This window comes from Williamsia muralis (assembly GCF_002735905.1).
Lineage (GTDB): Bacteria > Actinomycetota > Actinomycetes > Mycobacteriales > Mycobacteriaceae > Williamsia > Williamsia muralis_A.
Window position 1 is genome coordinate 18435 of sequence record NZ_PEBD01000004.1, and the last position, 13185, is coordinate 31619.

Annotated in this window: 13 protein-coding genes; 5 read left to right on the top strand and 8 right to left on the bottom strand. The window is 63.0% G+C overall.

Annotated elements, in window-relative coordinates; all coding sequences use genetic code 11:
* Positions 1-85: 85 nt before the first annotated feature.
* The 3 genes from CSW57_RS00680 to CSW57_RS00690 all read left to right on the top strand — a co-directional run bounded on the left by CSW57_RS00680 (position 86) and on the right by CSW57_RS00690 (position 3747).
* Positions 86-2047 carry a heavy metal translocating P-type ATPase gene (locus CSW57_RS00680; RefSeq protein WP_189339093.1) on the top strand — a complete coding sequence of 654 codons (1962 nt, stop codon included), beginning with the start codon at positions 86-88 and terminating at the stop codon, positions 2045-2047.
* 105 nt (positions 2048-2152) lie between these two features.
* Positions 2153-3388: an MFS transporter gene (locus tag CSW57_RS00685; RefSeq protein WP_099381937.1), complete on the top strand. Its 1236-nt coding sequence runs from the start codon at positions 2153-2155 to the stop codon at positions 3386-3388.
* The gene (locus CSW57_RS00690; RefSeq protein ID WP_099381036.1) at positions 3388-3747 is read left to right on the top strand and encodes an ArsR/SmtB family transcription factor; all 360 of its coding nucleotides are present in this window, start codon (positions 3388-3390) and stop codon (positions 3745-3747) included. The genes CSW57_RS00685 and CSW57_RS00690 overlap by 1 nt, the downstream gene beginning before the upstream one ends.
* Positions 3748-3798: 51 nt before the next feature.
* Here the strand turns inward: CSW57_RS00690 and CSW57_RS00695 are convergent, their stop codons facing one another.
* The 8 genes from CSW57_RS00695 to CSW57_RS00730 all read right to left on the bottom strand — a co-directional run bounded on the left by CSW57_RS00695 (position 3799) and on the right by CSW57_RS00730 (position 11391).
* Entirely contained in the window at positions 3799-4521 is a 723-nt protein-coding gene (locus CSW57_RS00695) for a Clp protease N-terminal domain-containing protein (protein ID WP_099381037.1), read from the bottom strand.
* Between the two features lie 212 nt (positions 4522-4733).
* Entirely contained in the window at positions 4734-5495 is a 762-nt protein-coding gene (locus tag CSW57_RS00700; RefSeq protein ID WP_099381038.1) for an HAD family hydrolase, read from the bottom strand.
* Positions 5492-7009: a mannitol dehydrogenase family protein gene (locus CSW57_RS00705; RefSeq protein ID WP_099381039.1), complete on the bottom strand. Its 1518-nt coding sequence runs from the start codon at positions 7007-7009 to the stop codon at positions 5492-5494. The genes CSW57_RS00700 and CSW57_RS00705 overlap by 4 nt, the downstream gene beginning before the upstream one ends.
* Before the next feature lie 125 nt (positions 7010-7134).
* The gene (locus CSW57_RS00710; protein ID WP_099381040.1) at positions 7135-7947 is read right to left on the bottom strand and encodes an inositol monophosphatase family protein; all 813 of its coding nucleotides are present in this window, start codon (positions 7945-7947) and stop codon (positions 7135-7137) included.
* Positions 7944-9245, bottom strand: coding sequence for a hypothetical protein (locus CSW57_RS00715; protein WP_099381041.1), 1302 nt, complete (start codon positions 9243-9245; stop codon positions 7944-7946). The genes CSW57_RS00710 and CSW57_RS00715 overlap by 4 nt, the downstream gene beginning before the upstream one ends.
* Before the next feature lie 261 nt (positions 9246-9506).
* Complete coding sequence (locus CSW57_RS00720) at positions 9507-10331, bottom strand: hypothetical protein (protein ID WP_223248967.1); 825 nt, start codon at positions 10329-10331, stop codon at positions 9507-9509.
* Positions 10332-10525: 194 nt separating this feature from the next.
* Positions 10526-10792 (bottom strand): lipopolysaccharide assembly protein LapA domain-containing protein, encoded by a 267-nt coding sequence (locus CSW57_RS00725; RefSeq protein ID WP_099381042.1) that lies wholly within the window; start codon positions 10790-10792, stop codon positions 10526-10528.
* Positions 10793-10971: 179 nt separating this feature from the next.
* Entirely contained in the window at positions 10972-11391 is a 420-nt protein-coding gene (locus CSW57_RS00730; RefSeq protein ID WP_099381043.1) for a MerR family transcriptional regulator, read from the bottom strand.
* A gap of 135 nt (positions 11392-11526) precedes the next feature.
* Between CSW57_RS00730 and CSW57_RS00735 the strand changes: the two genes are divergently transcribed.
* Complete coding sequence (locus CSW57_RS00735) at positions 11527-12252, top strand: SDR family oxidoreductase (protein ID WP_099381939.1); 726 nt, start codon at positions 11527-11529, stop codon at positions 12250-12252.
* Positions 12253-12661: 409 nt separating this feature from the next.
* Entirely contained in the window at positions 12662-13045 is a 384-nt protein-coding gene (locus CSW57_RS00740) for a LuxR C-terminal-related transcriptional regulator (protein WP_099381940.1), read from the top strand.
* Positions 13046-13185: the final 140 nt, after the last annotated feature.

Here is a 13185-nt window from a genome sequence, read left to right on the forward strand (position 1 = left end):
CATAGTCAATGTGCACGCATGTACACCTCTTCATGCGTACGTGTATGGTTCGGGTGAAACAACGTCCCCGAGCGCGGAAGCTGGCATGACGACAGAAACACCCACTCCCGTCACGGCCGCCGGTGGCATTGCGCACGCCAGGCGCGGCACCCGTTTGTTGTCCATCGATGAGGTTCGCTGGGCTTCCTTTGCGTTGGCGCTGTTCATCTGCGGCTTGATTCTGCAGCTGTCGCCGCTACCCGCATGGACGTTCTGGGCGATGTATCTGGCGTGCTACGTGGCCGGCGGGTGGGAACCGGCCATCGAGGGGTTACGGGCGTTGCGGGGGCGCACCCTGGACGTCGACTTGCTCATGATCGTTGCTGCCATCGGTGCGGCGGCGATCGGCCAGATCTTCGACGGTGCCCTGCTCATCGTCATCTTTGCAACGTCCGGCGCGCTCGAAGCGGTCTTGACCCGACGCACGGCCGACTCGGTTCGGGGGCTCTTGGACTTGGCTCCTGAACGAGCCTGCCGGGTCGACGAACGAGGCGACGAGACAACGGTGGACGCGGCTGACCTCGTCATCGGCGACATCATCGTGGTCCGTCCGGGCGAGCGTATCGCCGGCGACGGGACGGTGGTCTGGGGTGCAAGCGATGTCGACCAGTCGACGATCACCGGTGAGTCGATACCAGCTGAGAAGACGCGCGGCGCCGAGGTGTTCGCCGGGACCATGAACGGCACGGGCGCCTTGACCATCCGCGTCGACAGGGAACCCTCGGACACCGTCATCGCGCGGATCGTGACGATGGTCGAAGATGCATCGTCGACCAAAGCCACAACCCAACTGTTCATCGAGCGGGTTGAACAGTATTACTCCTCCATCGTGGTGGCGGCCACGCTCGTGATTTTCGCTGTGCCTTTGGCTTTCGGCTCCGAACTCGACTCCGCGTTGCTACGGGCGATGACGTTCATGATCGTCGCATCACCATGTGCGGTGGTGTTGGCGACCATGCCACCCCTGCTCGCAGCCATGGCCACCGCCGCCCGCAACGGTGTGCTGGTCAAATCAGCTGTGGTGATGGAGCAACTCCGGGCCATCGACTTGGTGGCATTCGACAAGACCGGCACAGTCACCGAGGGGGCCCCACGCCTCGAGGCGATCCGCGCTCTGCAGGGTGCCACGGTGGGTAATGAGGCGATCCTCGCGATTGCGGCAGCGGTCGAACGGCACAGCGAACATCCACTTGCCGCAGCCATCATCGCGGCCGCCGAAAGTTCCGGACATCCAACGCAGCATGCAAAAGAGTTCGGTTCTACCCCCGGCGCAGGGGTATTCGGCACGATCGACGGACGGCGCATCGACGTCAGCCGGCCGCGGGCACACGGCCCTGGCACCTCGGAAGGGCCCGCACTCGACACTTTCGTGGTGGAGCTCGAACAATCCGGGCTCACCGTTGTTGTTGTCAGTGTCGACTACAAGCCGGTGGGACTGCTCGGTCTGCGCGACACCATTCGGGCCGAAAGCGCAGAGGCAGTCGCAGCGTTGACGACACTCACTGGTCGGACGCCCGTTCTCTTGAGCGGAGACAATTCGCGGGTGGCCAATGCCATCGCCGCACGGATAGGCATCACTGACATCCGCGCCGAATTGCTGCCACAGGACAAAGCCGCAGCCGTGCGGGAGCTGCAGCACCAAGGCCGTACCGTGCTGGTCGTCGGGGACGGAGTCAATGATGCGCCGGCTCTTGCGACAGCTCACGCGGGTGTTGCCATGGGCCGCAAGGGATCCGATCTCGCGCTTGATACCGCAGACGCGGTACTCATCGGCGATGATCTCTCGCCGCTTACGAACGTCATCAGGCTCTCGCAACGAGCGCACCGAATCGTGGTCGCCAACCTCACCATCGCTGCAGCGTTCATCATCATCTTGGTGATCTGGGACCTGGCCGCCACGCTGCCGTTGCCGCTGGGCGTGGCAGGCCACGAGAGTTCCACGGTCATCGTTGCACTCAACGGGATGCGTCTGCTTTCTCAACGATCGTGGGGACTGCGCAACCGCTGACCACTGCGGAGCGTCGCGCACGTCCAACAGTTGCGCAGTTGCGCATTTATGCGATTAGGATTTCTCTCGAGTGGCCGCAGGCACGAGATGAAGGGGTCGCGGGCGATGCTGGAGATCATGCGTAACCGGACGTTCGGCCGGTTGTTCGCAGCTCAGGTGGTGGCACTCGTGGGGACAGGGCTACTGACCGTGGCGTTGGGGCTGTTGGCGTACGACCTGGCCGGTTCTCGAGCCGGTGCGGTGTTGGGGACTGCGCTGACGATCAAGATGGTGGCGTATGTTGCTGTGGCGCCGGTCATTTCCGCGCTCACCGATCGCGTGCCGCGCACAGTGTTACTGGTTGGAGCGGATGTGATCAGGGCAGCGGTGGCGGTACTGTTACCGCTCGTCGATCAGACGTGGCAAGTGTATGTGCTCATTTTTGTGTTGCAGGCCGCGTCGGCGACGTTCACGCCGGCTTTCCAGTCGATCATTCCAGCCGTGCTGGTCAACGAAGACGACTACACGCGGGGCTTGTCGTTGTCGCGGCTGGCCTACGACCTCGAATCTCTGGTCAGCCCGGTGCTTGCGGCGGCGCTGCTGACGGTGGTCAGCTACAACTTCCTGTTCCTGGGCACAGTTGCCGGGTTCGTCGCGTCGGCGTTGTTGGTCATCTCGACGGTGCTGCCGCGGACGATCCCGGCTGATCGATCGCTGCGGCTGGTCGACCGGATGACACTCGGTGCGCGGGTGATGTTCGCGAGCCCGGTCTTGCGTGGGTTGCTGGCCTTGAACATGGTGGTCGCTGCGGCGACCGCGCTCGTGGTGGTCAACACGGTGGTGTACGTGCGCGATCTGTTTGGCGGGTCGAACATCGGAGTTGCGTTGGCGCTGGGGTGTTTTGGGGCTGGCTCCATGGCGATGGCGCTCGTGCTGCCTCGACTGCTCGCCTCGTTGCCTGATCGCCGGGTGATGACGACCGGATCGGCGACTGTGGCCGGCGGGTTGGTGGTCACAACGCTAATTCTTATGATCGCTCCCCCCACGACAACGGGATGGGTTGTGCTGGGCGCAGTCTGGACCGTGCTGGGTGCGGGGACCTCGCTGATCACCACGCCGTCCGCGCGGCTGTTGCGTGCCTACTCCGACGAGCAGAATCGGTCGTCGGTGTTCACTGCGCAATTCTCGCTGTCGCATGCCTGTTTCATTCTGACCTACCCGCTGGCCGGGTGGGTCGGCGCCCACATCGGACAGGTCAGCGCAGCGTCGGCCATAACTGTGCTCGCTACACTCGCAGCATTGGTCGCTGTCCGGATCTGGCCGGCGCGGCTCGAGGTGGTGTCTGCAGGAAGGTCGATGTGATGAAGCCGGTGACCAAAGCATCTACTGCGAGCCTGGTCCATCCCGGGGCGCCCGATCGTCAGCGCCTGGACTCTGCGACCGCCACCTTTCGCATGCTGGCCGATCCGACTCGCCTGCATGTTTTGTGGATCCTGACCCGCGGTGAGGCTGATGTCGCCGCTCTCATCGAACAGACCGGAAGCTCCAAAACGTCTGTGAGCCAACATCTGGCCAAGCTGCGTTTCAGTGGTCTGGTCAGTACCCGCAAGGAAGGCCGCCGGGTCATCTACCGGATAGTCGACGGGCACCTGACCCGACTGATTCTCGAAGGAATCAATCATGCCGACCACATGGTGACAGGCGAGCCACCCCACGAGTAGATGCGAGCAGGGGGCCGCCAGCCGGGCGTCCAGAAAAGTTGCGCTATAAAATCATTCGTTCTCCGACACCGACAACAGTGTCGTCAGTTGCGCCTCCACAGCGACCTTCGTCAGCTCGAGTCCGGACAGGGGGCCGTCGCCGTTCTCGTGCTCCAAGAGTGCGAGCAGAATGTGCTCGGTCCCGACATTGTCGGCGCCCAAGCGCAGCGCTTCCCGGAATGTCAGTTCGAGAACCTTCTTGGCCGACGAGTCGAACGGTATGAGGGCCGGTAGGTCCGATGATTCTTCAGGAAGTGTGCCCATCACGGTCGCGCGCAGGGCATCCAGCGATATGCCGACTCCGGTGAGGGTTCTCGCCGCCATCGAATCCTGATCGTCGATCAGACCCAAAATCAGGTGACCCGTGGTGATCTCGGCGTGGCCGGCGGCTCGTGCTTCTTCCTGCGAGTTGATCACGATATTCCGTGCTCGCAACGTGAACCGGTTGAACCCCTGGCTGGGGTCGAGAGCGGGAGTCGATGCGGGCTTGGGTACGAAGCGTTTCTGCGCTGCCTGTTTGGTGACACCCATACTGGCGCCGATGTCGGTCCAGGACGCGCCCGACCTCCGCGCCTGGTCGACGAAGTGGCCGATGAGGTGGTCGGCGACATCTCCGAGATGATCGGCGGTGAGTACTGCGGTGGACAGTTGCTCGAGGGTGTCGCTGTGCACCTTGGTGATGGCCTCGATCAGGTCGTCGAGGCGAACTTGTTTGACGGGAGCTGGAGTAGTCATGTCGTCAACCGTAGGTTGACGAGACAGAATCGTCAACCATTGGTTGACGGACCGAGTGTCTGCGCCGGGCGGGGATGCGGGAAACTTCGGGCCCGCATACGGGGTCGTCGCTTTGTCGCCCAGCAGTCGAGGCTCGAGGTCTCCGGCACGTCGATCGCACCTACACGCCAACGAGTGGGCGTCGAGCCTTTGAGAGTTGGCGAACCAGAAGACTATGCCAGGAACTGGACCAGCTGGTCCCACGAACTGACCACCGCACTGACGCCGGCTTCGCGCAGTCCGTTGATGCGGTCATGTCTTTCGGACGCGGGAACGAACATGACGTTGCCGACGGTGGGGAAGCCGGCGCGCACTGCGGACAGAGCACCGGGTATCGAATCTTCGATGGCGAGCCCTTGTGACGAGTCGATTCCGAGGGCGAGCGCAGCGTGCAAATATATTGCCGGATCGGGCTTGCTCACGGGCGTAGGTAGTGAGTCCTCGGCACTGAACCGCAACTCTGGCGGAATCAGCCCCCCCAATTCAGTGGCAGTGAAACAGGCCTCGAGACGGACCGAGGCACTCGAACTGACGGCTGCCAAGCGATAACGTTTGCTCAGCTTTTCGAGCGGGTCAGTCACCAACGCGTCCGGCTGCAGGTGGTTCCCCAGGTGCTCGGTCACACGATCGCGCTCGATTCGGACCCACCTCTCCAACGCCTGCGGCGACATGGCTTCTGCTCCTGCATTCCTGAGCAGGTCACTTGCGGTGCTGCGGAAGTTCTTGCCCGTGGTGGTCAGACGAAGCTCGGACGCCGTAAAACGTTGCGGTACAGCAGCGGCGGCCAACATGTCATTGGTGACGGCGGTCGAAGCATCAAACGCCGGTTCTTCGGACGGGAAGAGATTCCCGTCTGCGTCGCACAACAGAGTGCTAATTGCGGTCCGATCGAACTCGCTGATCCGGATCACGTCGCCGGCCCCGTCAGTTCTCATGCCGATGCCCCGGTCTCGAAGCGTCGAGCTGATTGCCCGAGCACGCGACGAAGCCCTTCGCGATCGATGGCCCGAATGCACCCCTCGAGCTCGGCGGCCAGCACGGCATCTTCACCGAGAGAACCGAACACGTCTGCCAGATCGAGCAGAGGCCGGGGATCACTCCCCCGTGGAGCCAAAGCCCGCAACTCGTCGCTTCGCGCATCCTCGATGTCCATCGTCCGTCCCTGCGAGTCGGTGCCGCGCAGAACGCACATCCACGCAGCGACTGCAACGATGAGCAACGTGGACGGCCGGCCCTGCTGGCGTGCTTCGTTTAGGGACGGCAAGAGATAGGACGGGAATTTCGTCGATCCGCGAGCTCGCAAGCGCGACAGTTGGTCACCGATCTTCGGATTCGCGAACCGTTCCAGCAGGGTGTTGCAGTACTGGCCCAGGTCAAGCCCGTTCACCGGTGGAACGAGGGGAGAGATCTCGACACAGAGCAATTGCTCGATGTATCTGCTGACGAGGTGATCGTTCATTGCCTGGTCTGTGGTTTCGTGGCCGAGCAGCCCGCCGATGACGCCGAGGGCACAATGAGCCCCGTTCAGAAGTCGAGTCTTGGCAAGCTTGTGTGGTGCGACGTCGGTGACGAAGTCGACTCCGACCTCCTCGAGAGGCGGCCGTCCATTGCAGAAATTGTCCTCGATGACCCACTGCGAGAACGGTTCTGTGAGTACTGGCCACCGGTCGACAATGCCGAATCTCTTCTCGACCATCACCCGGTCGGACGGGGTTGTCCTCGGTGTGATCCGGTCGACCATGGTTGATGGAAAGGACACATTACGTTCGATCCACCGTGCGAGCTCAGGGTCGCGAAGCTCGGCGAAGCGCACAACTGCTCTCTGGGCCGCGACCCCGTTGTCGGGGATGTTGTCGCACGAGAGCACTGTGAAGGGCGGTGTTCCCGCGTGACGTCGGCAGCGAAGGGCGTCGACCAAATAGCCTACGGCCGTGGCGAAGTGGTCTGGATTGGCGAGATCGCCGACGATCTGCGGACATGAGTCATCCAGCTCGCCGGTCTCACGAACGAGGTGATACCCGTTTCCGGTGATGGTCAGGCTCACGATACGGGTGTTGGGGTCCGCCAGTCGTCGTCGCAACTTCGGCGAATCGTCGGGTGCGTACAGGTAGTCGAGCATAGAGCCGACCACTCGCGCTTGCTCGCGGTCGGCGCCGCGCTCAACGACCGTGTACAGGCAAGCTTGTTGTTCCAAGGCCTCCTTCATCTTCCGCCCGTGCAAACCCGCTCCCACCACACCCCAGTCGGTACTGATCCCCCGGCACGCCAACTCATCGAGATAAACGGCTTGGTGCGCGCGGTGAAAGCCTCCGACGCCGATATGCACAATCGATGGGGAGAGGCCCGCGCGATCGTAGGCAGGTCGCGATAATCGTTTGCACACCTCGGGCAGACTCGCGTCGGTCAGCTCAAGGTGAGTATCGGACAACAGTCGAAGCGCTTTCGGCATGGCACTCCCCCTAGGAAGGTGCAGGGGAGCGCAGCACGGCTCCCTGGTTTGACGGGGAGCGCTGGTCTTTAACGCTTGGTCAGAAGTAGCCAGTAGCGGCGCCGACTAAACCTGCTACGCACACGTCACATCTGAGGTGCGCAGATCAGTAACTGCTGCAGGCTTTTCCACAATTGTGGCCCGGCAGCCAAGACATCGCCCGACTCTGGCCATGCGCCGGGCGACTCTCGGGTTGAATCACCCACTGTTCCTCCCGCCTCATGGACCAGAAGTAGACCGGCTGCGCCGTCCCAGGGTTGAAGGCCTGGTAGCCAGGCTGCGTTTGCCCGTCCGGTGGCCACCTGAGCGAGTGCGCATGCCGCGCTGCCGCCGCGCCGAACGTCGCGCACGTGGGGGATGAGGCCGTCGATCATTCGGCCTGCGAATGGTTTTTGTTCTGCGCGACCGAAGTTGACCTCGATCAGGACCCGCTCGAGATCTACCGAATCGAGGATCGTCATCCGAGTTCCCTCGACCCAGGTGCCTTGCCCGAGCGAGGCGGCAGTCAGACGACCAAGAACTGGTTCCGACACCGCTGCGGCGACGATCGCCTTGTCACTCAGCCTGCGAGCGGCCACACTGACTGCCCAGTCTGCCCGCCCGTACAGGTAGTTGGTGGTGCCGTCAATCGGGTCCACGAGCCACTCGATATCGCTTGCGCCGTCTGATCGACCCGTCTCTTCCCCGAAAATCGCGTCCTGGGGCCTCGCCTTGTTGAGTGTCGCTCTGATCGCGTCTTCGGTATCACGGTCGGCCTGGCTCACCAGGTCCCCTGGGCCGGCCTTCTCTTCAACAGATAGCCGGTCGAGTTGGTGGAACCATTCCATCGCGACCCGCTCGCCCTCACGTGCAGCATCTTTCGCAATAGTGAGCAGATCGTCGCGCCCGCCCGCAGTCATTGTCGAGCCGGTGGTGTCGAGTCGACGGTGCCCTCGGTGCCGGGCGGTAGGGGGGCGCGCCGGCGCCGAGACCAATGGATCACTTGATCAACTGAGACGCGGATCGGGCCTCCGCGTTCGAGTTTGGCAAGCGTCCTGGTACTGAAGAACATGTATGCACCCATCAGCAGTAGCCACGGGAGGGACACAACTACCGGGCTCGAAACATGCAGCACGACAGCTGAAATTCCTATCACGGCCGCACCGACGACAACACTGATGGGCCGCCGACGGGAAGACACTATGACGGTGACGAACGCCAGGACTGCGCCCAGTACAGCAAACGCGGCCGTCAGTGACGAGATGGCCCCTTCGGCTACGGCGTACCCGGTCGCGGCGGCGCCAGAGCCGGCCACGGTCATGGCGATGTTCCACGGCGCAAGGAACGAAGTGCGGCCGCTCAGGGGCGCCCAGGTGCGGACCGCCGTGCGTCCATCGTCAGCGGGCCGGGACAATCCGAGATCGTCGGGAAGCCAACGCGCAAGTGCAATTTGATGTTCACGGGCCTGAGAAGCGCTGGCATTCCACTCGATGGTTCCGGAATGCGATTGTGCAAAGGCCGTGGCTTCCACCGCCCACCGGCTTGTGACGAAGGCGATGCCGTACGCCCAGAACGTCACGGTTGCTACAGCTACCAGCCCCGGATATGCGGTGAGGTCAATGGCCAACCCGAGACCGATCAGACCTCGAACCGCGTAGCCGGCGCCGACGACCAACCACAACGCCACGACAGCCGGCCGCAACGCCCGGGTGCCATCCTGCGGTCGCTCTGTGGCGACCCTCCGGAGACTTTCGTACAAGAAGGCGGCGCCGAAGACACCGACTACCGACCATGCCAGGATCGTGCCGAGGTTCAAACCGGAAACAAGGATCGCCAGCAAGACAACGACAATCAGCCGGATGGCCGCGACCGCCAGGCTGGTGGTCTTGCGCGACCCCTCCCTGCTGAGAGGCCCCGGTAGGCGGCCCCGGGCCGCACAGTCCGGATGCTGCTGATCGGACCTGAACCCGCGAATGTCGTTCCATTGGTAGCGCGCAGCATAAATCAGCAACTCGACTACGGAAATCACGATCAAAGCCCGACATACGGACTCGACGCTCAGGTCTCCCACCCCCAGAACGCCGACGACGTAGGGGACCGCGATCATCAAGCCTTTGATGAGGTCGTTGGGTCGTGGAACCAACAGATAGCTCAACAGTGAGCGCTGAGCGGGGGAAGTCTCTTTGGATATATCGGCCGTGGGCGCCTCTGCTGTCATCGACGGATCTCCTGCTGGCTGAATCAACCATCTGTGCGTTACGCCGGATCCGGGCCACCGCCCGCCAGCGCGGAGGCCGCCGAGATTCTTCACGGGCCGCTGCAGCAGCGTCTACCCAGCTGAAGCCGTGGGCAAACCTCTGGTGGCCGGCCGGTTCAGCCGGAAGCCCCATAGGTGGTGGAGCCTAGCAGCACCACTCGGAGGTCATTGCAGCGAACGGCAAGGGGCGGGGCAAACAGGCCGGTTGGATCAGGGTTCGCTCTACGGCGGGGAGTTGCGTAGCCACCGTCCTGGACCGTCGGCTTCATCATCTTGGGTGAGGGCATGCACAACAGTCGCAGAAACGACCACGATCGCCGAGTAGACGAACAGCCAGCCGATCATGGTGAACACCATTCCGAGGACACCGAATTGCTTGACCGCGCTGTTCATGATCCGGGGGAGCGCGGCCACGCTGGCGACCTGCAACACAGTGAGCCCCAACGCCGTCAGCGCACCGGTTGACCAGCGCGCCCGCGCGGGTAATCCAAGAGGTAACAGCAACGCTGGTATGGCAGTCCAGACCAGAAGCCAGATCGCGAATTGAGCTATCGCCATGAGCCAAGAGCCGACAACAGGTACATCATCGAGTGCTCGGGCAGCGCCGATTGCCATGGCGCCGGCGGCGACTGCGACAATCACCACGATCCACCGCCAACCCTGCCGATAGGTGGGGATCGCGCTGCTCCAAATGTGTCCGTAGCTACGGGCCAGAGCTCGGGCGTACGAGGTCCCGCTTATGACCAACATGAACACACCGACGACACCGAACGCGGTCGCCGATGCCTCCTCGGCCCCGTCCAGGTCGCTGAGATCGAGCCCGTAATCGGATCGCAGTGCATCCGATACCGGGTCCATTGCGCCCAGTGTCCCGATGGCGATCATCACCGGAACCAGAGAGGTGAACGACTGCGCTGCCAACGTCATCGCACGATCCACCACTCCGACCTCGAGCACCTCGAAGACGACACGGACAGCCGCGCGGCCTCGCGTAGTGGTCCGCAACCGGGCACGGGTGCGGTCGAGAACGTTGCGTGTGTCGATCATGGTCATGAGCATCCCAGTGTGAGGGAACCTAGGTCTCCGCACCGAGAAACATGAGTGAATCAGCCCGGGTCCGAACGAATCAAAACCGCAATTGCTGCTGGCAAGCTGCTCATTGGGATCATCTTGTTCGGGAATGCTGATCAGCGCCGGCGCGCAACTGCTTCTTGGCAGAGTGAACGGCAGCGCCGATCGGGCTACTGACGCTTCGCTTTTCGTTTGCTGTGTCCGCGGCCGGTGAGCACGCCGGCGACCCAGCCGAGTGCCAGGACGATGACCAAGATGAACCACAGCGGGGATTGAATGCTCACCCAGAACAGGTCCACGCTGACGCTGTTTCGATTCTGCACGATGAATACGATCGCTATGACGGTCAGGCCCAGAGCAATCCATTGCGACAGCGAGACTGCCGACAACAGTCTCTGACCAGTGGTTGGCTGCGCAATGTCGGGCTTTTTCGACATGGTCCGAGCGTAGGCACTTTCGGTGATCGGCGCGCCATATCGGTGTTTCCGGTAAGTGAGTTCCTGCGATCCATTTGGCTTCCGCCCGCTCCTCCCAGCATGTAGCTCCCGCACGCTGTTGAGCCGCGCGCCCGTGTATGAGCACGTGCGCGAGGAACAAAGCCGAGCGCCGCCGCGCATCAGCCAGTTGCGGCGCCACCCACGCTGGATTCGTAGTCCTCCCATGGGATTTCGCGAAGGCCCGGGCAATGCTCGGGCGTCGGATGGTGGGCGATGTCGATCATCCGGTCGAGGGCGTCGCGTGCGGCGGCCAGGTCTGCCATGGCTGCGGTGATGCGCTCGCGCTCGGAGGCCAGGATCTCGAAGACCTCGGGGGAGGCCGTGCCGCTGTCGACGCACGGCAGCAATTGCAGGACTACCCGGCTGGACAAGCCGGCAGTGAAGAACTGCTGGATCAGCTTCACGCGCTCGATGGCGGACTCCGGGTAGGTGCGCTGGCCACTCGAGGTGCGCTCGGACTCGAGCAGGCCCTGCTCTTCGTAATAGCGCAGCGCTCTCGTGCTCACTCCTGCGCGGACTGCGACATCGCCGATTCGCATGCCTTCGCCTCCTGTGATCGAGCTATCTGTGAGCAGACTTGCCCTTGACGTCAACGTGAAGTTTTAGAGTAGCCGATGTCGGGCAGTTCTGGCCCGATCATAGAAACAAGATTTCTCGTAGAAGGCATGGTCCCCATGGACATCACCAACCAGATCGCACTCGTCACCGGCGCAAACCGCGGAATCGGCCGTCAATTCGTACTCGAACTCCTCGATCGTGGAGCGGGCAAGGTGTACGCGACGGCCCGCCGCCCCGAGACCTTGGAGTTCGCTGACGACCGGGTGGTGCCACTGCGGCTCGACCTGCTCGACCACCAGTCCGTCGTGGCTGCTGCAGCGGCCGCAAGCGATGTCTCGTTGCTCGTCAACAACGCCGGCATCGCCACCGGGGCTCCGCTCGTCACCGGTGACCTGGCGGAGATTCACCGCGAGATGGACACGCACTTTTGGGGCACGCTGGACGTGATCCGGGAGTTCGCCCCCGTGCTGGCGGCCCAGGGAGGGGGTGCGGTCGTCAACGTCTTGTCTGCTCTGTCGTGGTTCACCGCTCCCGGCAGCGGGTCGTATTCTGCCGCCAAGTCGGCTGAATGGAACATGACAAACGGTGTGCGGCAGGAACTGTCATCGCAAGGGACGTTTGTGCAAGGTGTCCTGTTGGGCGCAGCCGACACGGACATCTCCGCCGGGTATGACGGGCCCAAAATCGATCCTCGCGACGTGCCGCGTCGCTCACTCGACGGACTGACCGACGGGTTGATCGAGGTGATCGTCGACGACTGGACCGCGATGGTGAAGGCGTCGCTGGCCGGAGACCCGGCCGCGTTCTACTCGCAGATGAGCCAGCTCCTGGGCGCCGGCTGAGCAGTCGCCGCCGGCGACAAGGCTGTGTTGTCACCTGCGGTCGTCAGTCGGCAACAGGAGGAAGGCGAGCTCAGTGTGTGGCGCCTTCGCCTTTCGGGTGCGCGAGGGGCACGGTCGTCTTCAAGAACGAGAGTTGCTCGTCGACCACAGTAGGAAACAGCGGCTCCACGTAGGGGTCGAATCGGGCCGCCGGCGCATTCGCACCAGGATCGACCCCGTCGGCGGTAATGGACGGCTATATGCCCTCCGCGACTGCGCTGGGGGATGAAGTTGGTGGGGCTCGTCGCCCAGGTGGCGCTTCGACAGCGAGATAGCTGTCTGTCTTGTCGGGATCGGTAGCGGGGTGGCCCGGGTGTACTCGTCCGTGTTTGTCGTCGAAGATCGACGGCACGTACGGAAGGAGTGTTTGATGACGTTACCGCGCAACCACTTTGGTAACCCCGGTCGGACCAGGGCTGGGCATCGCCCGACCCGTGAAGAGGCGCTGGCACAACTTCGGCAGCGTCAGATGCCTCTGCCGGACCGGGCCGTGGCCGCGCGAGCCATGCCCGTTGCCCCCGCCTATCGCTCGCCTGGCCTGTCCGATCGAGAAGTTCAGGTATTGCGGGCGTGGCTGGCACTCGACTCCAAATCGTCTGTCGCGCAGAGGTTGTGCATCTCGCTCGGCACGGTCAACACCCACCTCACCCGCATTCGAGTCAAGTACAGGGATGTCGGCCGAAGTGCACCCACCAAAGCAGCTCTGGTGGCACGCGCCATCCAGGATGGAATCGTCTTGATCGACGATCTCTGAGTCGTGGGTCGACCGGGCCCGAAACGGCTCGTCTGATACAGAGCCACCCATTACTGCAAGTTTCAGCGCAAGGCTGCTTAATCCGGGTTAGCGTTGTACCGACGTTCCGACCAGCAGGCACGGGATGCCCTCCGTACAAC